Source organism: Pseudomonas sp. MWU13-2517 (assembly GCF_023242545.1).
GTDB lineage: Bacteria > Pseudomonadota > Gammaproteobacteria > Pseudomonadales > Pseudomonadaceae > Aquipseudomonas.
The window spans coordinates 65,533-88,130 of the sequence record NZ_JALMFA010000023.1; the positions used below are offsets into that span (position 1 = coordinate 65,533).

23 protein-coding genes are annotated in these 22,598 nt (G+C 60.9%); 9 read left to right on the top strand and 14 right to left on the bottom strand.

Translation table 11 applies throughout. From position 1 onward, the window contains the following. Positions 1–108: 108 nt before the first annotated feature. The 6 genes from hemA (at position 109) to M5B97_RS26425 (ending at position 5,489) form a co-directional block, all read left to right on the top strand. Positions 109–1,398, top strand: a complete 1,290-nt coding sequence (gene hemA / locus M5B97_RS26400) for a glutamyl-tRNA reductase (protein WP_134658825.1) — start codon at positions 109–111, stop codon at positions 1,396–1,398. Continuing rightward, the gene (gene prfA / locus M5B97_RS26405; RefSeq protein WP_134658823.1) at positions 1,395–2,477 is read left to right on the top strand and encodes a peptide chain release factor 1; all 1,083 of its coding nucleotides are present in this window, start codon (positions 1,395–1,397) and stop codon (positions 2,475–2,477) included. Before hemA ends, prfA begins: the two co-directional genes overlap by 4 nt. Before the next feature lie 11 nt (positions 2,478–2,488). Beyond that, entirely contained in the window at positions 2,489–3,319 is an 831-nt protein-coding gene (prmC, locus tag M5B97_RS26410) for a peptide chain release factor N(5)-glutamine methyltransferase (protein WP_248733119.1), read from the top strand. Then, on the top strand, positions 3,313–4,068 hold the full coding sequence (moeB, locus tag M5B97_RS26415; RefSeq protein WP_123714470.1) for a molybdopterin-synthase adenylyltransferase MoeB: 756 nt from the start codon (positions 3,313–3,315) through the stop codon (positions 4,066–4,068). Before prmC ends, moeB begins: the two co-directional genes overlap by 7 nt. Continuing rightward, a complete protein-coding gene (gene murI, locus M5B97_RS26420) occupies positions 4,061–4,867 on the top strand; it encodes a glutamate racemase (protein WP_248733120.1) in 807 nt (268 codons plus the stop codon). Before moeB ends, murI begins: the two co-directional genes overlap by 8 nt. Positions 4,868–4,970: 103 nt before the next feature. Beyond that, positions 4,971–5,489 carry an acyloxyacyl hydrolase gene (locus M5B97_RS26425; RefSeq protein ID WP_123714472.1) on the top strand — a complete coding sequence of 173 codons (519 nt, stop codon included), beginning with the start codon at positions 4,971–4,973 and terminating at the stop codon, positions 5,487–5,489. Between the two features lie 136 nt (positions 5,490–5,625). Here the strand turns inward: M5B97_RS26425 and M5B97_RS26430 are convergent, their stop codons facing one another. The 11 genes from M5B97_RS26430 to M5B97_RS26480 form a co-directional block, all read right to left on the bottom strand. Further along, on the bottom strand, positions 5,626–5,931 hold the full coding sequence (locus M5B97_RS26430; protein ID WP_123714473.1) for a YkgJ family cysteine cluster protein: 306 nt from the start codon (positions 5,929–5,931) through the stop codon (positions 5,626–5,628). Between the two features lie 54 nt (positions 5,932–5,985). After that, positions 5,986–6,477: a DUF2878 domain-containing protein gene (locus M5B97_RS26435; protein ID WP_123714474.1), complete on the bottom strand. Its 492-nt coding sequence runs from the start codon at positions 6,475–6,477 to the stop codon at positions 5,986–5,988. After that, positions 6,470–7,741 (bottom strand): cyclopropane-fatty-acyl-phospholipid synthase family protein, encoded by a 1,272-nt coding sequence (locus tag M5B97_RS26440; RefSeq protein ID WP_248733121.1) that lies wholly within the window; start codon positions 7,739–7,741, stop codon positions 6,470–6,472. Before M5B97_RS26440 ends, M5B97_RS26435 begins: the two co-directional genes overlap by 8 nt. After that, complete coding sequence (locus M5B97_RS26445) at positions 7,728–8,537, bottom strand: DUF1365 domain-containing protein (RefSeq protein WP_248733122.1); 810 nt, start codon at positions 8,535–8,537, stop codon at positions 7,728–7,730. The genes M5B97_RS26440 and M5B97_RS26445 overlap by 14 nt, the downstream gene beginning before the upstream one ends. Next, positions 8,534–9,781, bottom strand: coding sequence for an FAD-dependent oxidoreductase (locus tag M5B97_RS26450; protein ID WP_248733123.1), 1,248 nt, complete (start codon positions 9,779–9,781; stop codon positions 8,534–8,536). Before M5B97_RS26450 ends, M5B97_RS26445 begins: the two co-directional genes overlap by 4 nt. Then, on the bottom strand, positions 9,778–10,560 hold the full coding sequence (locus M5B97_RS26455) for an SDR family NAD(P)-dependent oxidoreductase (RefSeq protein ID WP_248733124.1): 783 nt from the start codon (positions 10,558–10,560) through the stop codon (positions 9,778–9,780). Before M5B97_RS26455 ends, M5B97_RS26450 begins: the two co-directional genes overlap by 4 nt. After that, on the bottom strand, positions 10,557–10,979 hold the full coding sequence (locus tag M5B97_RS26460) for a nuclear transport factor 2 family protein (RefSeq protein ID WP_248733125.1): 423 nt from the start codon (positions 10,977–10,979) through the stop codon (positions 10,557–10,559). The genes M5B97_RS26455 and M5B97_RS26460 overlap by 4 nt, the downstream gene beginning before the upstream one ends. Next, positions 10,972–12,414, bottom strand: coding sequence for a deoxyribodipyrimidine photo-lyase (phrB, locus tag M5B97_RS26465; RefSeq protein WP_248733126.1), 1,443 nt, complete (start codon positions 12,412–12,414; stop codon positions 10,972–10,974). The genes M5B97_RS26460 and phrB overlap by 8 nt, the downstream gene beginning before the upstream one ends. Beyond that, on the bottom strand, positions 12,415–13,344 hold the full coding sequence (locus tag M5B97_RS26470) for a MerR family transcriptional regulator (RefSeq protein ID WP_123714481.1): 930 nt from the start codon (positions 13,342–13,344) through the stop codon (positions 12,415–12,417). 3 nt (positions 13,345–13,347) lie between these two features. After that, complete coding sequence (locus M5B97_RS26475) at positions 13,348–14,307, bottom strand: DUF523 and DUF1722 domain-containing protein (protein WP_248733127.1); 960 nt, start codon at positions 14,305–14,307, stop codon at positions 13,348–13,350. A 112-nt stretch (positions 14,308–14,419) separates the two neighbouring features. After that, on the bottom strand, positions 14,420–15,406 hold the full coding sequence (locus M5B97_RS26480; protein ID WP_123714483.1) for an NAD(P)/FAD-dependent oxidoreductase: 987 nt from the start codon (positions 15,404–15,406) through the stop codon (positions 14,420–14,422). 240 nt (positions 15,407–15,646) lie between these two features. On the opposite strand from M5B97_RS26480, the gene M5B97_RS26485 reads away from it, so the two are divergent. Next, positions 15,647–16,546: a TIGR01777 family oxidoreductase gene (locus tag M5B97_RS26485; protein ID WP_248733128.1), complete on the top strand. Its 900-nt coding sequence runs from the start codon at positions 15,647–15,649 to the stop codon at positions 16,544–16,546. A gap of 14 nt (positions 16,547–16,560) precedes the next feature. Continuing rightward, on the top strand, positions 16,561–17,583 hold the full coding sequence (hemH, locus tag M5B97_RS26490; RefSeq protein ID WP_248733129.1) for a ferrochelatase: 1,023 nt from the start codon (positions 16,561–16,563) through the stop codon (positions 17,581–17,583). Positions 17,584–17,589: 6 nt separating this feature from the next. Here hemH and M5B97_RS26495 read toward each other — a convergent pair whose 3' ends face one another. The 3 genes from M5B97_RS26495 to algW form a co-directional block, all read right to left on the bottom strand. Then, positions 17,590–18,309, bottom strand: a complete 720-nt coding sequence (locus tag M5B97_RS26495; protein ID WP_248733130.1) for a DUF4198 domain-containing protein — start codon at positions 18,307–18,309, stop codon at positions 17,590–17,592. A 12-nt stretch (positions 18,310–18,321) separates the two neighbouring features. Continuing rightward, a complete protein-coding gene (locus M5B97_RS26500; RefSeq protein WP_248733131.1) occupies positions 18,322–20,418 on the bottom strand; it encodes a TonB-dependent siderophore receptor in 2,097 nt (698 codons plus the stop codon). A gap of 110 nt (positions 20,419–20,528) precedes the next feature. Further along, positions 20,529–21,683, bottom strand: coding sequence for a Do family serine endopeptidase AlgW (gene algW, locus M5B97_RS26505; RefSeq protein ID WP_248733132.1), 1,155 nt, complete (start codon positions 21,681–21,683; stop codon positions 20,529–20,531). Positions 21,684–21,786: 103 nt separating this feature from the next. On the opposite strand from algW, the gene M5B97_RS26510 reads away from it, so the two are divergent. Then, positions 21,787–22,545, top strand: coding sequence for a Nif3-like dinuclear metal center hexameric protein (locus M5B97_RS26510; protein ID WP_248733133.1), 759 nt, complete (start codon positions 21,787–21,789; stop codon positions 22,543–22,545). The last annotated feature ends 53 nt before the right edge of the window (positions 22,546–22,598 follow it).

Sequence of the window (22,598 nt, forward strand, 5' to 3'; positions counted from 1 at the left end):
TTGATGCCTTTATAGACACAAGGCATTAGGACAATAGCCTACGGTGGTTGTTCTGAATCATTCGAAGTAGGACAATTGTCGGCTTCCCGACATCATCAGCGATATTGAATGGCCTTCCTCGCACTCGGTATTAACCACAAGACTGCTACCGTAGACGTGCGTGAGCGCGTGGCGTTCACGCCAGAGCAGTTGGTTGAGGCCTTGCAGCAGCTCTGCCGGCTCACCGACAGCCGCGAAGCTGCAATCCTTTCGACCTGCAATCGCAGCGAGCTTTATATAGAGCAGGAACATCTTTCAGCGGATGGGGTGCTGCGCTGGCTGGCCGATTACCACCATTTGAGCCTCGACGACTTGCGGGCCAGCGCCTATGTGCACGAAGAGGATGCGGCAGTTCGTCACATGATGCGCGTCGCCGCAGGGCTCGACTCGCTGGTGTTGGGCGAACCCCAAATTCTCGGCCAGATGAAATCCGCCTACGCCGTGGCTCGCGAGGCGGGAACCGTGGGGCCGCTACTGGGGCGCCTGTTCCAGGCCACGTTCAATTCCGCCAAACAAGTGCGCACCGACACGGCGATCGGCGAAAACCCGGTATCCGTGGCTTTTGCCGCCGTCAGCCTGGCCAAGCAGATTTTCAGTGACCTGCAGCGCAGCCAGGCGCTGCTGATCGGCGCCGGCGAAACCATCACCCTGGTCGCCCGTCACCTGCACGAGCTGGGCGTGAAGCGTATCGTGGTGGCCAACCGTACGCTTGAGCGCGCGAGCATCCTCGCCGAGCAGTTCGGCGCACATGCCGTCCTGTTGTCGGACATTCCGGCCGAGTTGGTGCGCAGCGATATCGTGATCAGTTCAACCGCCAGTCAATTGCCGATCCTGGGCAAGGGCGCGGTAGAAAGCGCATTGAAGCTGCGCAAGCACAAGCCAATCTTCATGGTAGATATCGCTGTTCCCCGCGATATCGAACCCGAAGTCGGCGAGTTGGACGACGTTTACCTTTACAGCGTCGACGACTTGCATGAAGTGGTCGCCGAAAACCTCAAGAGTCGCCAGGGCGCCGCCCAGGTCGCGGAGGAGATGGTCAGCACCGGCGCCGAAGATTTCATGGTGCGCCTGCGTGAATTGGCAGCCGTGGATGTGCTCAAGGCGTATCGCCAGCAGAGCGAACGCCTGCGCGACGAGGAATTGGCCAAGGCCCAGCGATTGCTGGCCAACGGCAGCAGCGCCGAAGAGGTGCTGATGCAACTGGCCCGCGGCCTGACCAACAAATTGCTGCATGCACCCAGCGTGCAATTGAAAAAGCTTACCGCCGAAGGCCGCCTCGATGCGCTGGCCATGGCCCAGGAACTCTTTGCCCTCGGTGAGGGCGCGTCAGATAGCTCTTCGGATAAAAAACCGCAATGAAAGCGTCACTGCTCAATAAACTGGATGTGCTCCAGGACCGTTTCGAAGAACTGACCGCCTTGCTCGGCGATGGTGAGGTCATCTCCGATCAGACCAAATTCCGCGCCTATTCCAAGGAGTACGCCGAAGTCGAGCCAGTCGTTGCCACTTACAAGAACTTGTTGAAGGTGCAGGCCGACCTCGAGGGCGCCCAGGCGCTGCTCAAGGACAGCGATCCGGACATGCGTGAAATGGCCGTGGAAGAAGTCCGCGAGGCCAAGGATAAGCTGGCCGAGCTGGAAGGCGACCTGCAACGCATGCTGCTGCCCAAAGACCCTAACGATGGCCGAAACGTGTTTCTCGAAATCCGCGCCGGCACCGGTGGCGACGAGGCGGCGATCTTCTCCGGCGATCTGTTTCGCATGTACTCGCGTTATGCCGAGCGCCGTGGCTGGCGCGTGGAGATCCTGTCCGAGAACGAAGGCGAACACGGCGGCTATAAAGAAGTCATTGCTCGGGTTGAAGGCGAAAACGTCTACGGCAAACTCAAGTTCGAGTCCGGCGCCCACCGCGTACAGCGGGTTCCTGCGACAGAGTCCCAAGGCCGCATCCACACCTCGGCGTGTACCGTGGCGGTGTTGCCTGAGCCGGATGAGCAGGAAGCCATCGAGATCAACCCGGCGGACTTGCGCATCGACACCTACCGCTCGTCGGGCGCCGGCGGTCAGCATGTGAACAAGACCGACTCGGCGATCCGTATCACCCACTTGCCGTCGGGCATCGTGGTGGAATGCCAGGAAGAGCGCTCCCAGCACAAGAACCGTGCGCGGGCCATGTCGTGGCTGTCGGCCAAACTCAACGACCAGCAGACCAGCGCTGCCGCCAACGCGATTGCCAGCGAACGTAAGTTGCTGGTGGGATCGGGTGACCGTTCCGAACGCATCCGTACCTACAACTTTGCCCAGGGCCGGGTCACTGACCATCGGGTCAACCTGACCCTTTATTCCCTCGACGAAATTCTCGCCGGTGGTGTTGAAGCGGTGATCGAGCCGTTGCTCGCTGAGTACCAGGCCGATCAATTAGCGGCGATCGGTGAATAACAGGTGAATAAATGACCATCATCGCCAGCCTGCTGCGCGCCGCCGACCTGCCTGACTCATCCACTGCGCGCCTGGATGTGGAGCTGTTGCTGGCGGCTGCCCTGGGCAAGTCGCGCAGCTACCTGCACACCTGGCCGGAGAAAATCGTCAGCAGTGAAGACGCGCTGACTTTCGCCGGTTACCTGCAGCGCCGCCGCAGCGGCGAGCCGGTGGCGTATATCCTCGGCCAGCAGGGCTTCTGGAAGCTGGACCTGGAGGTCGCGCCCCACACGCTGATCCCGCGTCCGGAAACTGAGCTGCTGGTGGAAGCCGCCCTGGAATTGTTGCCCGCAACGCCCGCCAAGGTCCTCGACCTGGGCACCGGCAGCGGCGCCATTGCCCTGGCCCTGGCCAGCGAGCGTCCGGCCTGGCACGTCACCGCCGTCGACCGGGTAGTGGAAGCAGTGGCCCTGGCCGAGCGTAATCGCCAGCGCCTGCACCTGAAGAACACCACGGTGTTGAACAGCCATTGGTTCAGCGCCCTGCAAGGCCAGACCTACGACCTGATCATCAGCAACCCGCCGTATATCGCCGATAACGATCCGCACCTGGTCGCCGGCGATGTACGCTTTGAGCCGGCCAGCGCGCTGGTGGCGGGCCACGATGGTCTGGACGACTTGCGGCTGATCAGCGCAGAGGCACCCGCTCACCTGAATGCCGGTGGTTGGTTGTTGCTCGAGCACGGTTACGATCAGGCCGCCGCCGTGCGTGACCTGTTGCTGACCCAAGGTTTTGAAGAGGTGCACAGCCGCATCGACCTTGGCGATCACGAACGCATCACCCTGGGGCGCCGGCCGTGCTGACCGATCAGGAGTTGTTGCGCTACAGCCGACAGATTCTGTTGCAGCATGTCGACATCGAAGGCCAGTTGCGCCTGAAAAACAGCCGTGCCCTGATCGTCGGCCTCGGCGGTCTGGGCGCGCCGGTCGCGTTGTATTTGGCGGCGGCAGGTCTGGGCCAACTGCATCTGGCGGATTTCGATACGGTCGACCTGACGAACCTGCAACGTCAGATCATCCATGACACCGACAGCGTCGGGCAGACCAAGGTCGATTCGGCCATCCGCCGGCTGACGGCAATCAACCCTGACATTACCTTGCTTGCCCATCGTACGGCGCTGGACGCGGATTCACTGGCGGCGGCGGTAGCGAATGTGGATGTGGTGCTCGATTGCAGCGATAACTTCTCCACCCGCGAGGCTGTTAACGCTGCCTGCGTGGTCGCTGCCAAGCCATTGATCAGCGGCGCGGCGATTCGGCTTGAGGGGCAATTGTCGGTGTTCGATCCGCGTCGTGCCGACAGCCCGTGCTACCACTGTTTATACGGGCACGGCAGCGACACCGAGCTGACCTGCAGCGAGGCCGGCGTCGTCGGGCCTTTGGTGGGGGTGGTTGGTAGCCTGCAAGCCTTGGAGGCGCTGAAGTTGCTCGCCGGTTTTGGTGAGCCGTTGGTGGGCCGGTTGTTGCTGATCGATGCCTTGACCACGCGTTTTCGCGAGCTGCGGGTCAAGCGCGATCCGGGTTGCAGCGTATGCGGGACTCGGCATGGGTAAGGGCGCGCCTATCGGTGTGTTCGACTCCGGCGTCGGTGGCTTGTCGGTGCTGGATGAAATTCAGCGGTTGTTGCCCCATGAGTCACTGCTGTATGTCGCGGACTGCGGGCATATCCCCTACGGTGAGAAAAGCCCGGCGTTCATTCTTGAGCGCTCCCGGTTAGTCGCCGAGTTTTTCCGCGAGCGTGGCGCCAAGGCGTTTGTGATTGCCTGCAACACCGCGACCGTCGCCGCCGTTGCCGACTTGCGCCAGGACTACCCCGACTGGCCTTTGGTGGGGATGGAGCCGGCGGTCAAGCCTGCGGCTGCCGCGACTCGCAGCGGCGTAGTCGGTGTGCTTGCCACCACCGGCACCTTGCAAAGTGCCAAGTTCGCCGCCTTACTGGACCGCTTCGCCACCGACGTACGTGTGATTACCCAGCCTTGCCCGGGGCTGGTGGAGTTGATTGAAACCGGTGACCTCGCCAACCCTGCGCTGCACACCCTGTTGCAGGGGTATGTCGAACCGCTGCTCAGCGCCGGCTGCGACACCATTATCCTCGGCTGCACCCACTACCCGTTCCTCAAACCGTTGTTGGAGCAGATGCTCCCGCCGAGCATTACGCTGATCGACACCGGCGCCGCCGTGGCACGTCAGCTCAAGCGGTTACTGAGCGAGCGCGACCTGATAGGCACTGGCAGTCCTGAACAGGCGCAGTTCTGGACCAGCGGTGATGTCGACCATTTAAGAAATATCCTACCGATGCTATGGAAATATCCTGGAGTTGTTAGTAGTTTTGGCTTCGTGAAAAATTCGTGAAAAAACCTCGGTTAGACGCTGAACTTCTGACACCACGCAAGCTTCTATACCGAGTTAGCCCATATATCACACTCCAACTACGTTCTTAAAAGGACTGTTTCTTATGAAGCGCTTGTTCGCTTTGGCCACGATTGTGGCCGCTGTGGTAGGACACTCTGTTTCGGCCCAAGCCGCTGGCCTGGAATTTGGGGTGGGGGGTACGAGTGATTCGACGATGACCTATCGCCTGGGCCTGACCTCTGACTGGGATAAGAGCTGGTGGCAGAGCGATACCGGTCGACTGACCGGCTACTGGAGCGGCGCCTATACCTATTGGGACGGTGATAAGCGCGCCAGTGTGAGCAGCCTGTCGTTCTCGCCGGTGTTTGTGTATGAGTTTGCCGGGGAATCGGTCAAGCCCTACATCGAAGCGGGGGTTGGTGTGGCGCTGTTCTCGCGCACGCGGGTCGAGGACAACAACATCGGCCAGTCCTTCCAGTTCGAAGACCGTCTGGGCTTTGGCCTGCGCTTTGCCGGCGGGCATGAAGTGGGCATTCGCGCCACGCATTATTCCAACGCAGGCATCAGCAGCAATAACGATGGGGTAGAAAGCTACTCGTTGCACTACACCATGCCGCTGTAATTCTTCGCAATACTGCAAACCCCCCTGTGGAAGGGGCTTGCTATCGATGGCGGTGGGTCAGTCATGCATCCTTCACTGACACACCGCAATCGATAGCAAGACCCCTTCCGTATCGGGACCTGCACTTCTCTCAAAATCAGCGGTAAGCCGTCGCAATCCCTTCTCGCTCGGCCAAACACTCCGGCGCTCCCATCTCGAACTCCCGACAAATCAGCGGTCGTTTTTCGTAAATCGTGCACATCATCGTGTCCCGATCCAGTGCCGCGCACCAACCGTCGTCAAGGCGCAACATCACTTCGCCGCCCCAATCATCGGTATCGATATAGCGCTCCGGCACACCGGTATCGGTGATCAGCATGACTTCCAGCTGGCAACAGCAGGCTGCGCATGTCGAGCAGGTGACGGCGGGTTCGGTGATCTGGGTATGGGGGATGTTGGTCATAGGCACGCAGTGTAAGGCAAGCGCGTGATATGCGTATGAATGCTCTGACAGACGTCAGTGCTCCAATTGCCGTGCGATCCAGTGCAGCGTGGGCAATAGCGCGGCCCAGAGCAGCGCCAGGCCGATAAGGGTGAGCGGCGTGCCATAGCCGAAACGCACGCCGGCCAACTGGCTGCCGGCGTAATAAGACAGCGGTCCGCCGATCGCACCCAACAGGCTCGCCCGCCACCATGGCTGAGCGCTCCAGGCCAGGCAATGACGCAGTGTGGTCGCCAGCAACGCCCACAACAGCATCAGCCAAAAGGGAATCAGCGGCCCTGGATAGACGAAATGAAACACCCCAAATGTACGCAAGAACGTATCGATGACGATGCCCAGCAAGGCTACGGCAAGGATCGCCTGGCCTTCCTGGGACCATGAACTTATCCACAGCAAGTGGATAGCCAGCACTGCGGCCCCCACCAGTAACCACCGACTGTCACCGCCGAGCACACAGGCAAACCAGCCGCACTGGAACAGCGCGGCGTTTGCCAACGGTTTAAGCACTGAAGCGTCCGAGCAAGGGCGGGGTGATTGCCGCCGGTTTGGCCAGCAGCAACTGCGCGGTGCCGATCGTTCGTTCCATGAAGCCCCCTTCGCAGTAGCACAAGTAGAACTCCCACAAACGCAGGAAGTACTCATCGTAGCCCAGCTCGGCGAGCCGCCCATGCGCGCGACGGAAGTTCTCATGCCACAGGCGCAGAGTGCGTGCGTAATGCAGGCCGAAGTCTTCCATGTGCAGCAGGTTCATATCGGTGTCGCGGCTGACGATCTGCAACATATTCTGCACACAAGGCAGGGCGCCGCCGGGGAATATGTAACGTTGGATAAAGTCGACACTGCGCTTGGCCTGTTCGTACCGTTGTTCACGAATGGTGATGGCTTGCAGCAGCATCAGGCCCTGCGGCTTGAGCAGGTGCGCGCATTGCTTGAAGTAGGTGGGCAGGAACCGATGGCCCACGGCTTCAATCATTTCGATGGACACCAGTTTGTCGTATTGGCCGGTCAGGTCACGGTAATCCTGCAACAACAGGGTGACCTGGTCCTGCAGGCCTAACGTCTCGATGCGTTTTTCGGTGTAGGCGAACTGCTCTTTGGACAGTGTCGTGGTGGTGACCTTGCAGCCGTAATGTTGCGCCGCGTACAGCGCCATGCTGCCCCAGCCGGTGCCGATTTCCAGCAAGTGGTCGCTGGGTTTGAGCGCCAGTTTCTGGCAGATGCGCGCAAGCTTGTTCAGTTGCGCCTGCTCCAGGCTGTCATCGGGCGTCAGGAATTGCGCTGCGGAATACATCATGGTCGGGTCGAGGAATTCTTCGAACAGGTCATTGCCCAGGTCGTAGTGAGCCGCGATGTTTTTCTGCGAACCCTTGCGGGTATTGCGGTTCAGCCAGTGCAAAGCCTGAGTGAATGGCCGTGTCAGCCGCGCCAGACCGCCTTCCATGGCATCGAGCACGTCCAGGTTGCTGACCATCACCCGTACCACGGCGGTCAGGTCCGGGCTGCTCCAATAACCATGAATGTATGCCTCGCCGGCACCGATGGAACCGTTGGCCGCCACCAGGCCCCACACGGCGGAATCGAGGATCTGGATTTCCCCCAGCAAATGCGCTTCCCGTGCGCCGAATACTTGCCGTTCGCCGTCCTCGATCACGACCAGCTGGCCGTGGCGCAACTGGCTGAGTTGGCGCAGCACCCCTTTGCGCAGCAGGGCGCCGGTTATGCCGTTGACGTTCACGCGATGGGTCTTGACCGATAGGCTAGGGGATTTCATGGCGGTGATCCTTGGTATACCCGACTGCAGTGCGAGAGGCGCCGTCGGCGGCCTGATGGGAAAAAATCGGTGTGCGTTTGAGCAGCAGGCGCAACGCCTGCCAGTAAATCGCCAGGCAGGTCTTGGCGGTCATCCACGGAAAGCGCCACAGGTAGCGATGCAGGCTGGCGCGATCCAATGCTTCCTTTTGCAGGCTCAAGGTGGCGTCGAAGACTTTTTGCGCACCGTGCCAGTCAGCCATATGCACGCCGAGCCTGGCGCCGGGTGGGCTGAAACTCATGCGATATTCCAGGTCCCGCGGCAAAAACGGCGACACATGAAACGCCTTGGCCACGGCGAAGTGCTGGTGCTCATCGGCGCCCAAGGCTTGGGCCGGCAACACGTAGTGGTAGCGCTCGCGCCACGGGGTGTTGGTCACTTCACACAGGATGGCGGCCAGTGTTCCGTCGGCCTCATAGCAATAGAAGAAGCTCACCGGGTTGAACGCCAACCCCCAACTGCGGGCCTGGGTCAGCAGGCAGATATTGCCTTGGGGGGCTCGCCCCACGGCCTTAGCGACTTGCTGGCGCACGGCATCGCTCAAACTCATGCCGTGGCGGGTGAATTCGCGCAGGTAATCCTCCTGACGAAAGCCAAAGGGCGCCAGGCGACCCGTGCCGGCCAAGGGGGACAGCCCCAGTACTTGATGTTCTTCGCTCAAATCCAGGTACAGCAGGCCGATGCGGTAGCGAAAGGCGTGGCCCTTGGGCGCAAAGCGGCGATGGGTAATCCAGCCGCTGTACAAGGCGCTGTTCACAGGCTTTCTCCAAAGGCTTGCGCCACGCGCAGGGCGCTGACGACACCGTCTTCGTGAAAGCCGTTGGCCCAGTAAGCGCCGCAATAGAAAGTGTGACGAGCGCCGTGCAACTCTTCCCAGCGATCTTGCGCGGCCACCGCAGCGAGGCTGTATTGCGGATGGGCGTAGGTGTAGCGCGCGAGGATCTTCAGCGGGTTGATCATCGGCGTCTGATTGAGGCTGACGCAGAAGGTCGTCTCGCTGTCGATGCCTTGCAGGATGTTCATGTCATAGGTCACGGCCGCCTGCGCCTGGGCATTGCCGGCCAGTCGGTAGTTCCAACTGGCCCAGGCCAGCTTGCGGTCAGGCAACAGGCGCGTGTCGGTGTGCAGCACCACATCGTTGTCGGCGTAGGGCAGCGCGCCGAGGATCTCCTGTTCGGTCTGGCTTGGGTCGGCGAGCAATGCCAGGGCTTGATCGCTGTGACAGGCAAACACCACCCGGTCGAAGGCCTCGCTGCCGGCAGGGCTGTGGATAACCACGCCTTCTGCCGTGCGTTCGACCTTATGCACAGGACAATTGAGGCGGATCTGCTCGCGAAAGCTGCGGGTCAACGGTTCGATATAACGGCTGGAGCCGCCTTCGATCACGCACCACTGCGGCCGATTGTTGACCGACAGCAAGCCGTGGTTCTTGAAGAAGCGCACAAAGAACTGCAGGGGAAACCCGAGCATATCAGCCAGGGACATCGACCAGATCGCCGCGCCCATCGGCACGATGTAATGCCGGATAAAGCGTTGGCCGTAGCCGCCCGCTTCAAGGTAGTCACCCAGGGTCATCTCGGCACTGATGCGCTGTTGTTGCAGGTCCAACGGCGCCTGGCGGTTGAAGCGCAGGATGTCGCGCAGCATGCCCCAGAATCCTGGCGATAGAATGTTGCGGCGCTGGGCGAAGAGACTGTTGAGGTTGTTGCCGTTGTACTCGAACCCTGCATGCGGATCGCACACCGAGAAGCTCATCTCAGTGGGTTTGAACGTCACCCCTATCTGCCCCAGCAGGCGAATGAAGTTGGGATAAGTCCAGTCGTTGAACACGATGAAACCCGTGTCCACCGCATAGTGTTTGCCCTCGACCGTTACGTCGGCCGTGTGGGTATGCCCGCCAATACGGTCGCCGGCCTCGAACAGGGTAATGTCGTGGCGGCGGCTGAGCAGATAGGCGCTGGTCAGCCCGGCGATGCCGCTGCCGATAATGGCGATTTTCACAGGTCGTCCTTCTGCGGCGGTGGGCTGCGTAGCATGCGTTTGCCGATGATCAGTTGCGCACGGTTGGGCAGTTTCGACAACGGCCACAACGTGGCGATGAACAGCGCCGGAAAGGCGATTTCCAGCGGCCGTTTTGCAAGCTGGGTGAAGATATGCTTCGCCGCCTTGTCGGCGGGCCAGCTCAAAGGCATAGGGAAATCATTGCGTTCGGTCAACGGCGTATCGACAAAGCCCGGGCTGATCACCGTCACGTCGATATTCTCCGGCGACAGGCTGATGCGCAGCGCCTCGAACAGGTAACGCAACCCGGCCTTGGACGCGCCATAGGCTTCGGCACGCGGCATCGGCAGGTAGGTCACCGCGCTGGCGACCCCCACCAGGTGCGGATGCTGGCCTTTGCGCAATAAGGGCAACGCGGCCTCGATGCAATAACTGCTGGCCAGCAGGTTGGTGCGTATCACGTACTCGACGATCGACGAGTCGAACTGTTTGGCGTCGACATATTCACAGGTGCCGGCGTTGAGAATCACCGTGTCCAGCGAGCCCCAGGCCGCGTCGATTTTTTCGCCGATCTCGCGCACGGTCTGGCTGTTGGTCAGGTCGCCGGCGACCACCAGCACTTGCCCCGAATAACGTTGGGCAAGTGCTTCCAGCGGGCCTTTTGTTCGCGAGCTGAGCGCCACATGGGCACCGCTGTTGAGCAACTCCACGGCAAGTGCGGCACCGATGCCGCTGCTGGCGCCGGTCAACCAATAACGGCGGGGGGGTGCAGTGCTCATCCTATTCTCCTCTTCAGCCAACGGATCAATCGGCCGAATACCGGCAAGTGTTCATAGAGCAGGGCGCCGGCATCGAAATAATCGCGATGGCGGTAGACCTTGTCGTGCCACATCAGGTGTGAGCAGCCTTGCACGTTGATCTCGTCGCCGTGGTTCAGGCGCGGGTGGCGAAAGCTCATGTTCCAGCGCAGGTATCCCTCGCCTTCGGCTACCTGGTCAAAACCCTGGAAGTCAAAACGCAATTGGCTGACTTGGCTGTACAACTGCGTGAAATAACGATGCATCGCGGGCAGCCCGTGAACTTCGTGCAGCGGGTCGGCAAAGACGATGTCTGGGCTGTACAGGCTGTCGAGCAGGTACAGGTTGTGCTTGTCCAGCGTGGCAAAGGCCTGGGCGAATCGCGGCAGGAAGTCACTCATGTCCGGCAACCTCCTGGCGTGGCGGCAGGCTGCGGAACGCGGCCAGTGCGCGTTCGCGGGAGTGTTTCAGGTCGACCATCGGGCGCGGGTAATCGGCCACGCCGAACAGGCCGCCTACCGACTGGGGGTTGTGCACCTGTTTTTTATTCAGCGTGGCCAGTTCCGGCAGCCAGCGCTTGATGAACACCCCCTCTGCGTCGAATTTTTCCGATTGGCTCAATGGGCTGAAAATCCGGAAGTACGGCGCCGAGTCGGTGCCGGTGGAGGCGCTCCACTGCCAGCCGCCGTTGTTGGCGGCGAGGTCGCCGTCGATCAGGTGGCGCATGAAAAAGCGCTCGCCTTCACGCCAGTCGATCAGCAGGTTCTTGGTCAGGAACATCGCCACCACCATGCGCAGGCGGTTGTGCATCCAGCCGGTTTCCAGCAATTGGCGCATGGCGGCGTCAATAATCGGCAGGCCGGTGCGAGCTTGCTGCCACGCAGCCAGTTCCTTGGGTGCCTGGCGCCAGGCCACGGCTTCGGTTTCGGGGCGGAACGCGCGGTGGCGGGAAACCCGTGGGTAGCCGACGAGGATGTGTTTGTAGAACTCGCGCCACAACAACTCGTTGATCCAGGTGATGGCGCCCATGTTCCCGCTTTCGAATTCCCCCTGGTTGGTTTGCAGCGCGGCATGCAGGCATTGGCGTGGCGAAACCACCCCGGCGGCAAGGTAGGCGGAAAGCTGGCTGGTGCCGGGCTTGGCCGGGTAGTCGCGTTCGTCCTTGTAGTAGCTGATCTGTTGATCGGCGAAAACATCGAGACGGCGGCGCGCCTCGTCTTCACCCGCAGGCCAGAGGGCGCGCAAGGTTTCGCTGGGCGGCTCGAATCCTTCAACGCTGGTCGGCACGGCGTCGCTGTCGAGCTTGAGTGGCGCCTGGGCTTTCGGCGTAGCCACGATGGGCGGCAAGGCGGTGTGCAGGCGGGTGTAGCAGACTTTGCGGAACTGGCTGAATACCTGAAAGTAAGTGCCGGTCTTGGTCAGCACGCTGCCAGGCTGGAAAAACAGTTGGTCGAGGTGGCTGTGGAAGGTCACGCCATCAGCCTCAAGGGCCTTGGCCACCGCTGCATCGCGGTGGCTTTCGTGGATACCGTATTCCTCGTTGACGTGCACCGATTCAACCGACATCTCCCGGCACATGGTGCTCAACACGCCCGGCACCTGCGCCCAGGTCGCGGTTGTACGGATCAGTAATGGAATATTCAGCGTGCCCAGTGCCTGACTCAAGTGCTGCAGGTTGCGCAGCCAGAAGTCGACTTTGCACGGTGCATCATCGTGGGCCAGCCATTGTTCGGGCGTGATCAGGTAAACAGCTGCCGTCGGGCCTCGCTGGCACGCGGCGGCCAGGGCTGTGTTGTCGTGTAGGCGCAGGTCGGTGCGCAGCCAGATCAAGTGCATTTAAACAATTCCACGCTGGATCAGTATCTGGTGAGCCGACAATGGGTCTTCGGCCACGAACAATTGCGCGGTATCACGGGCCAACGCGGCCAATTCGGCTTGGTGGATGCATACCGCAGGGCCGGCAATCAGCAAGGGGCAAGCGACGCCGCTCAGGTGCTTGGGCAATGCCGGCAACTGGAGCGCTTTGCTCGAGTACAGCACCACGGCGCGAGGCTTCAGATGAGCCACCGCCAGGGCCAGCTCGCCGGCCGGCAGTGGCCAGTCGAAGACTTCCACCGGGCAGTCGGCGCTACTGGCCAACCAGGCGCACAGCCACAGGTGCGGCTCCACGGGCAAATCGGAATGGTTGATCAGCAGCAACGGGGCGCCATGGAGTTGGCGATTGTTGTGATAGATACGTGCGCCGAACTTGCTACGCAGCCATGACAGGAAAAACACCCGTTCCATTTGCGCGCCGAGCTGGCCCTGCCACTTTTGTTCAAGCTCGTTGAGCAGCGGCAGCATCAATTGCTCACACAGGGTGCGTGGCGGGTACAACGCCATGGCCTGGTTGAAAGCATCGTCGACCCGGCGCTCAGCCAGCTCACCGATGGCCTGCACCAGGGTCTGGCGCAGGGCATGCCATTCGTTTTCCACGCTGTCTGGCAAGGCTTGGGCGGAGTCAATCAAGTTCTTCACCTGGCTGACCGGCACGCCGCGATTGAGCCAGGTCAGAATGGTGTGGATACGCTGAACATGCTCGGCACTGAACAGCCGATGGCCCTTGGGCGTGCGCTGGGGCACGATCAGGCCATAGCGGCGCTCCCAGGCGCGCAATGTGACAGGGTTGACGCCGGTCTGGCGCGCCACTTCCCGGATCGGCAGCCAGCCATTTTCCAGGGCTTGGGCGATGTCCTCGCCGGGTTCGTCTAGCAGGGCAGCTTTCATGAGTTAGATCGCGTTTCGCAGGCTGAGGTTTTCCGGGTGCGGTTGCAGGTAAGCCTGCTGCGCGATATAGCGGTCCGGGTGTTGGCGAAAGTGATGCTTGAGCAAGGTCAGCGGTACCACCAACGGCACGATGCCGTGACGGTATTGGCCGATGACCGTTTGCATTTCTTGCTTATCGTCGGCGCTGATGGCCTGTTTGAGATAGCCGCTGATGTGTTGCAGCACGTTGGTATGGGTGCCACGCGTGGCGCACTTTTTCAGGCCGGTCATCAGCTCGCTGAAATAGCCGGCGGCCAAGTCTTCGAGGATGACGTCCCTGGTCATGCTGCCCAAAAGGTGGCCGACACTCTTGTAATGCGCCGGGCTATGGGCCATCAGCAGGTATTTGTAACGCGAGTGGAAAGCCAGCAGGCGGTGGCGGGTGAGGCCGTCAGCCAAAAGCTGTTGCCAGCTGGCGTAGACGAACACACGGGTCAGGAAGTTTTCCCGCAGCACGGGGTCATTCAGGCGACCGTCTTCTTCAACCGGCAGGTTGGGATGGCGTGCGCAAAAAGCCTGGGCATAAATGCCTCGGCCGCCGCCGTCGATGGGCGTGCCATTGTCGCGGTAGACCTTGACCCGCTCCAGGCCGCATGACGGTGATTTTTGCATAAAGATGTAGCCGCACAGGTCGGTATGTTCCTCGGCCATTTGCCGGCCGTAGTCGCCCAGCGGCTGCGTGACGTTGAGTTCGCGGTTCACGGTGCCGACGGCCTGCGGCTGGGCCGGGTCGCCCACCAGGCGAATCGGTTCGCGGGGGATGCCCATGCCGATAGCGACTTCGGGGCATAGCGGCACAAAATCGAAATGGTCGGCGAGGGTTTGGCAGCACAACAGGGATTGTTTGTGTCCGCCGTTGAAGCGCACGTTCTCGCCGAGCAGGCAGGCACTGATGGCGATCTTCGGTTTTGCGGTGCGGGACATGGCCAAACCTCTGTGAAATTCCTGTACAAGTAGCGTGGCTTGTACAACTATCTTCATCATAGGTTTAATATTGTACAAATCAAATATTTTGTACAATATTTTTTGGCGCAGCCTAGGACATGTGTTCGATCAGCCGTCGTGCCGCTTCCTGACCACTGAGCCAGGCGCCTTCCACCCGACCCGACAGGCACCAGTCACCGCATACGTACAGGCCGAGGTCGGCATCGGCCAATACCCCGAACTCATGGCTGCTGGACGGTCGGGCGTACAGCCAGCGGTGCGCCATGCTGAATGACGGTGCGGGCATGGTGCTGTGCAGCAATTCGGCGAAGGCGCCGTGCAAGTGCTCGATCACCGCCTCCTTGGATAAGTCCAGGTGGGCTCTGCTCCAGGCGCTGGTGGCATGCAGCACCCAGGTGTCGAGGGCGGTGTCGCGTCCTGGTTTGCTGCGATTGCGCGCCAGCCAGTCGAGGGGGCTGTCTTGTACAAAGCAGCCTTCCATCGGCGTATCCAGAGGCTGGTCGAAGGCCAGGGCGATGGCCCAGGTCGGGTCCATTTTGACCCCGGCGGCGGCACTCGCCAGCTTCGGCGCGGCGGCCAGCAGAGCCGTCGCTTGAGGCGCCGGCGTAGCGATCACCACGTTGCTGAACGGGCCGTGGCTACCGCCATCGGCGTCCAGCAGGTTCCAATGGCGTTCACCCTGAAACACTTCAGTGATGCGGCAACCAAACTCTACCGGCAGGTCGTCGAGCAAGGCGCGGGTGATGGCGCTCATGCGCGGCGTGCCCACCCAGCGGGTCTGTTCATCGGGGGAGGGGCTGAGTTGGCCGGACTTGAAGTTGTACAACTGTGGCTTCCACTGCTCGGCCCAGCCGTTGCTTTGCCAGCGTTGTACTTCGTTGACGAAGCGTCGGTCGCGGGCGGTGAAGTATTGCGCGCCCATGTCGAGTGCGCCGGCATCACTGCGCTTGCTGGACATGCGGCCGCCACTGCCGCGGCTTTTATCGAAGAGTTGTACGGTGTGCCCCGCGTCTTGTAACGCTCGGGCGGCGGAGAGACCGGCGATGCCGGTGCCGATGATCGCGATGGGAACAGTCATGGGAGGCCTCGTTTACCGTTGGGTACAGCCTACGCCGACACTAATAGCTGTACAATATTGTTTTTTGGTATAAGTTTTGGCGTAACTGTTCTTACAGCGTGACCTATGGTTAAAGCAGAGGCTTGAAACCTGATGGTTCAAACCATGCGGTTCAAGGCCATAGCTACGCCCGATAACAAATGATCCCTGTTTATAAAATAGACCAGTGGCGGGCGGCAAACGTTACATGAGGAGCGTCTTATGCATATTTTGCTGACCGGCGGTACTGGTTTGATCGGTCGCCAACTCTGCCGCTACTGGCTCGCTCAAGGCCATCGTCTGACCGTGTGGAGCCGTGACCCGGAGCAAGTCGCCAAACTCTGCGGCGAGCACGTGTTGGGTGTCGGTCGCCTGCAAGAGGTTATCGGCGCGGTGGACGCAGTTATTAATTTGGCCGGCGCGCCCATTGCCGATCGCCCATGGACCAAGAAACGCAAGACGCTGCTGTGGAGCAGTCGTATCAGCCTCACCGAAACCTTGCTGGCGTGGATGGAAGGCCTCGAGCAGAAACCCGCCGTACTGATTTCCGGCTCTGCCGTGGGCTGGTATGGCGATGGCGGCGAGCGCGAACTGAACGAGGCGAGCGGGCCGGTGCAGGATGATTTCCCCAGCCAACTGTGTATCGCCTGGGAGGAAACCGCACTGCGTGCCGAGGCGCTGGGCGTACGTGTGGTACTGGTGCGCACGGGCCTGGTGCTGGCCGCCGAGGGCGGCTTTTTGTCGCGGCTGTTGCTGCCGTTCAAACTGGCGCTGGGCGGGCCGATCGGCGATGGTCGGCAGTGGATGCCGTGGGTGCATATAAAAGATCAAATCGCGCTGATTGATTTTCTTCTGCACAAGCCTGACGCCAGCGGTCCTTATAATGCGTGTGCACCCCACCCGGTGCGCAACCGAGAGTTTGCCAAGACGCTGGGCCGGGTGCTGCACCGCCCCGCGTTCATGCCGTTGCCGGCCCTGGCGTTGAAAATAGGCTTGGGCGAGTTGTCCGGGTTGTTGCTGGGCGGGCAGAAGGCCGTCCCTGAACGGCTGCTGGCCGCCGGTTTCACTTTTCAGTTCACTGAGTTGCACGCGGCCCTGGAAGACTTGTCCGGCCGCCTCTAGAGATAGGATGTTGCATGACGGATCACGCGTTGTTATTGGTCAACCTGGGCTCACCGGCGTCCACTTCGGTAGCCGATGTGCGCAGCTACCTTAATCAGTTCCTCATGGACCCTTATGTGATCGACCTCCCTTGGCCGGTGCGTCGTTTGCTGGTGTCGCTGATCCTGATCAAGCGGCCTGAACAGTCGGCCCACGCCTATGCGTCGATCTGGTGGGAGGAAGGCTCGCCGTTGGTGGTGCTCAGCCGCCGCCTGCAGCAGCAGATGACCGCGCAATGGACCCAAGGCCCGGTCGAGCTGGCCATGCGTTATGGCGAGCCCTCCATTGAAAGCGTGCTGACGCGACTGGCAAGCCAAGGTATCCGCAACGTCACCCTGGCGCCGTTGTATCCGCAGTTTGCCGACAGCACCGTGACGACGGTGGTGGAAGAAGCGCGGCGCGTGGTGAGGGAGAAACACCTCGACCTGCGCTTTGCCGTCCTGCAGCCTTTCTACGACCAACCCGAATACCTCGATGCCTTGGTCGCCAGTGCCAGGCCGCACCTGCAGCAGGACTATGATCACCTGCTGTTCAGTTTCCATGGTCTGCCGGAGCGGCACCTGAAGAAGCTCAATCCGAACCATGCCTTTGATGGCGCCACGGACTGCTGTGCCAACGCATCAGCCGAAGTGCGTGCTACTTGTTACCGTGGCCAGTGCTTCAGTGTGGCGCGGGATTTTGCCGCGCGTATGGGGCTGCCCGAAGATAAGTGGTCGGTGGCTTTTCAATCGCGTCTGGGACGGGCGAAGTGGATCGAACCCTACACCGAGGCCCGTCTTGAGAGCTTGGCTCAGCAGGGTGTGAAAAAGCTGCTGGTGATGTGCCCGGCATTTGTCGCCGATTGCATCGAGACGCTGGAAGAGATCGGCGATCGCGGGTTGGAGCAGTTCCGCGAAGCGGGGGGCGAGGAGTTGGTGTTGGTGCCGTGCCTCAATGACGACCCGCAATGGGCAGTGGCGCTCAACACCTTGTGTGAAAGAGCGCCGATGGACCTTTGAACGCGGTCACTCGTGGTGGGGTTCGCCGAGGAACGTCAGCGAGGTGAATAGCCCGCGCGTCGCCACATCGGGGTTGTCTTTAAGCGGCACCTCGACTTGTGCGGCGATCACATTCAAGCCTTCGTTACGTACCAACACCTGGGCACGCCCGTCTTTATCGGTCTCCGTGCTCAAGGTGTTCGGTGCATTGCGATAGTCGCCCACCAGCTTGATCCCGGCCGCCGGCTTGCCGTCGAGCAGCACTCGCACGGGCAATGACTTGCCCGGCCCCACTGTCAGCGGGTCGGCCTCCGGCAGAATCAGCAGTTTGAGCGCGTCGAGCTTGGGCAACTTGGCGCCCGGTTCGTAGATCGCCAGGCTGTACTTGAAGGTTTGCGTCGACTCAATGGCCCCAGGCACCTGGGTACGCCCCTTGTTGATCCACTTTTTATCCGCCGTTTGCGACCACATGCCGTTATCCAGCGCGACGGCCAATATCGCCGGTGTCTTGAGCGGCTTGAGGCGTGCGTGATCGTCGAGGCGCTCCACGGTCACCGGGATCATTTTACCGCCGGCGTCGTAGGCCCAGGCGCCGCTGATCTTCTGGGCTTTGAAGGCGTTGTCCTCGGCCCCATGGCCGTAGACCACTTCGATGTTGCCGCGACGTTGTTCGGTCCACAGGCCATGGGCCGATGCCTGAGCGGCGAAGAGCAGGCCGATCAGGGCAAGGGGTTTGAGCGGGTGCATGAGAAGGTCCTTTTACAGGTTGAGGGTCAGGCTCAGGGTCAGGTTGCGCGGCTCGCCGGGGGCAACCCAGTAGGTGCTGTAGGAGCGTTCGTAGTATTTTTCGTTGAACAGGTTGTTGAGGTTCAGGCCCACGGTGACCTGCTCGGTAGCCTTGTAATGGGCCAGCAGGTCGACGGTGTGATAGGCCGGCAATTCGAAGCGGCTGCCCGCTTCTCCCGAGCGGTCGCCGACATAGGTGAATGCCGCGCCCAGGTCTGAACCACGCAACGCGCCATTCTGGAATTCATACACACCGAGCAGGCTGGCGCTGCGCTTGGGCACGCCGAGAATCCGGCTACCGGCTGGAATGGCTTTATCGCCCTTGGTGACCTCGGCATCGATGTAGGCGAACGCGCCGATCACGCGTACGGCGTCGCTCACTTGCCCACTGACTTGCAAATCAAAACCCTGGCTGCGGGCCTTGCCCATGGCGCGCTGAGTGTCGGTGGCCGGATCCAGGGCCAAGACGTTTTCCTTGTCGATATGGAAAGCGGCAAGGGTTGTGCTGAGGCGGTCGTCGAACAGCTCGCTCTTGATGCCCACTTCATACCCCACGCCTTCTTCCGGCTTGAAGGATTTGCCAGCGGCATCCAGGCCGTTATTGGGTTTGAACGACGTCGAGGCATTGGCAAACAGGCCGACTTGCGGTGTGAGCTGGTACAACAGGCCGGCGCGCTGGGTCAGGGCGTCGTGGGTTTGCCGGCTCTTGGCATGGTTACGGGTGAAGTCGTCGGTGCTTTGTTCGAAATGCTCGAAGCGTGCGCCGACCATACCGCGCAGACGGTCAGTGAAGACGATCTGGTCTTGCAGGTTCAGTGCCTGGCTTTTGACCTGTTCGTAGACGTCTGTGCCGGAGCGCGTGCCATCGGGTTTGGGCTGGCCATAAATGGGGTTGTAGAGGTCGATGGCGTAAGGGCTGCCGGCAATGGCGGTCACACGTTCTTTCTTGCGGTAGTCCTCGTATTCGGTGCCGACCAGCAGTTCGTGTTGCCAACTGCCGATATCGAACCGGCCGCGCAGTTCCAGTTGGGTAATGCTGTCGTGCCAGCCGGTGGAGCGTTCACGGTAGCGGCGGTTGACGGTGTGGCCGTCGGCGTTCAGTGCCCGGCTTTCCGAGGCATCGCCCCACAGGCTGCCTTGCTTGTAATGGCTGGCCAGGCGTAATTGCCAGGTGTCGTTGAGGTTGTGTTCGATAGCGGCCTGGAGGCGATTGTTATGGTTGCGGATATTGCCGTCGTTGGGTTCGCCCAGGAATGTGGAGTGGGACATGCCGGTGTTGGCGACGATGCCTCGATCGAACGTGGAGCTGTGGCGTACGAATTCGCTTTCTACGAGCAAGTGGGTGTCCGGGCTCAACTGCCAACTGAAGGACGGCGCGACAAACACCCGCTGGGCATCCACGTGATCGCGGAAGCTGTGGTTGTCCTCCACCGCCACGTTGACCCGCGACAGCACGTTGCCTTCGCTGTCCAGCGGCGTGTTGACGTCTACGGCAGTGCGGTAGCGGTCCCAACTGCCGGCACTGGTTTGCACGGTGGTGAAGGCGTCCGGCTGGGGTTTCTTGGTGACGATGTTCACGGTGCCGCCCGGATCTCCACGGCCATACAGGCTGGCAGCGGGCCCCTTGAGCACTTCAATGCGTTCGATATTGGCCGTGTCCGGTGTGCTCGGGTAACCGCGGTTGGCGCTGAAACCGTCCTGATAGAACTCTGATGTGGTGAAGCCACGCACACTGTATTCATAGAGCGTCAGGCCACCGAAATTGTTTTGTTTGGAGACGCCGCCTGCATATTCCAGGGCGCGCTCCACATTGTTACTGCCCAGGTCCTTGAGCACCGTGGCAGGGATCACGCTAATGGATTGTGGGATGTCGCGAATGGCGGTGTCAGTTTTGGTCGCACTGGCGGAGCGGGTGGCGCGGTAGCCTTCAACCGGGCCAGTGGCGGATTCATAAGCGCCGGTGGTGACGCTGATGGCGTCCAGTTCAACGGTATTGTCTTCGGCGTAGGCGGGGTCAAGCAGCAAACCCAAGGCCAGGCCGGCCAAGGGCACAAACTTTCGAGACGACATGGTAGAGCGTTCCAATAGCGATATTGAAACAATATAACATGCCTAATGAGAATGAATTGCTTTGAAATAGTTTCTTACAGGTGCCCTCGATCAAGCACCTGTACTGCGGCCTATCCCTCTTCCTTCACGGGCGCAGGCGGTGGGCGCAGGCCAATTTCCGCCGACAGGTTGATCTCTTTACCGTTACGCATTACCTGGATCGTCACCTTCTCCGTCGGCTTGATCCGCGCCACCTGGTTCATCGACCTGCGGCCATCACCGGCCGGCTCGCCATCGATGCTCAGGATTACATCCCCCAATTGCAGGCCGGCTTTTTGGGCCGGGCCGTCGCGGAAGATCCCCGCCACGACAATGCCTGGGCGACCGGTAAGACCAAACGATTCGGCCAGCTCCTTGGTCAATGGCTGCACTTCGATCCCCAGCCAGCCACGAATCACCTGGCCGTGCTCGATGATCGACTTCATCACTTCCATCGCCAGTTTCACCGGAATCGCAAAACCGATGCCTTGGGAGCCGCCGGACTTGGAGAAAATCGCGGTGTTGATGCCCGTCAGGTTGCCGTTGGCATCCACTAGCGCGCCACCGGAGTTGCCCGGGTTGATCGCCGCGTCGGTCTGGATGAAGTCTTCGTAACTATTGAGCCCCAGCTGGTTTCGCCCGGTGGCACTGATAATGCCCATTGTCACCGTCTGGCCAACGCCGAACGGGTTGCCGATGGCCAATGCCACATCACCCACGCGCAGCCCTTCTGAACGGCCGATGGTGATGGCGGGCAGGTTTTTCAAATCGATCTTCAGCACGGCGAGGTCGGTTTCCGGGTCGCTGCCGACCACGCGGGCCAGGGTTTCACGGCCGTCGCGCAGGGCCACGACGATCTGGTCGGCGCCGCTGGTCACGTGGTTATTGGTGAGGATGTAGCCTTCCGGGCTCATGATCACCCCGGAACCCAGGCTGGATTCCATGCGGCGCTGCTTGGGGTCGTTGTCACCGAAATAACGGCGGAACTGCGGGTCTTCAAACAACGGATGCGCCGGCTTGTTGATAACCTTGGTCGTGTACAGGTTGACCACGGCAGGCGCGGCGATGACGACGGCGTCCGCATAGGTCACCGGACCTTGCACCACCGAACTGGTCTGCGGAGCCTGCTGCAGGTTTACATCAAGGCTGGGTAAGCCCACCCATTGGGGATAACGCTGAATAATCAGCATCGCGATCAGCACGCCAGCCAACAATGGCCATCCAAAAAAACGCAGTGCCTTGAGCATCAAGTAAGTCCTGACAGGTTGCAGGGGGCGGGAGAGCGCCCATAATGTCGCGCATTATACGAGGCTGCGAGCGCCTCGGAACGGGATATTTAGGAGTCTTTACATGGCCGTCCCCCTTACTACCCTCGTCGAGGAAGCGGACCGCTACCTTGCCAGCGCAAAAATTGCCGATTACTGCCCCAATGGCCTGCAGGTCGAGGGGCGCCCGCAAGTGCGGCGCATCGTCAGCGGCGTGACCGCAAGCCAGGCTTTGCTGGACGCCGCCGTCGAAGCCGAGGCCGACTTGGTGCTGGTGCATCACGGGTATTTCTGGAAGGGTGAGAACCCGTGCATCACCGGCATGAAGCAGCGTCGCCTGAAAACCTTGCTCAAGCACGACATCAGCTTGCTGGCCTACCATTTGCCGCTGGACCTGCATCCGGATGTGGGCAACAACGTGCAGCTTGCCCGCCAACTGGATATCACCGTCGAAGGCCCGCTGGACCCGAACAACCCCAAGATCGTCGGCCTGGTCGGCTCCCTCGCCGAGCCCTTGTCGCCCCGCGATTTCGCCCGCCGTGTGCAGGACGTGATGGGCCGCGAGCCGCTGTTGATCGAAGGCAGCGAAATGATCCGCCGCGTCGGCTGGTGTACCGGCGGAGGCCAGGGCTACATCGATCAGGCAATTGCCGCCGGTGTCGACCTGTACCTGAGTGGCGAAGCCTCCGAGCAGACCTTCCACAGTGCGCGTGAAAACGACATCAGCTTCATCGCTGCCGGCCATCACGCCACCGAGCGCTACGGGGTGCAGGCGCTGGGTGATTACCTGGCACGGCGTTTCGCCCTGGAGCATCTGTTCATCGATTGCCCGAACCCGATCTGACGCGTATCAATGAACAAATGGAGGGTAAGCCCTAACGCCAGTCAGTTAACGCC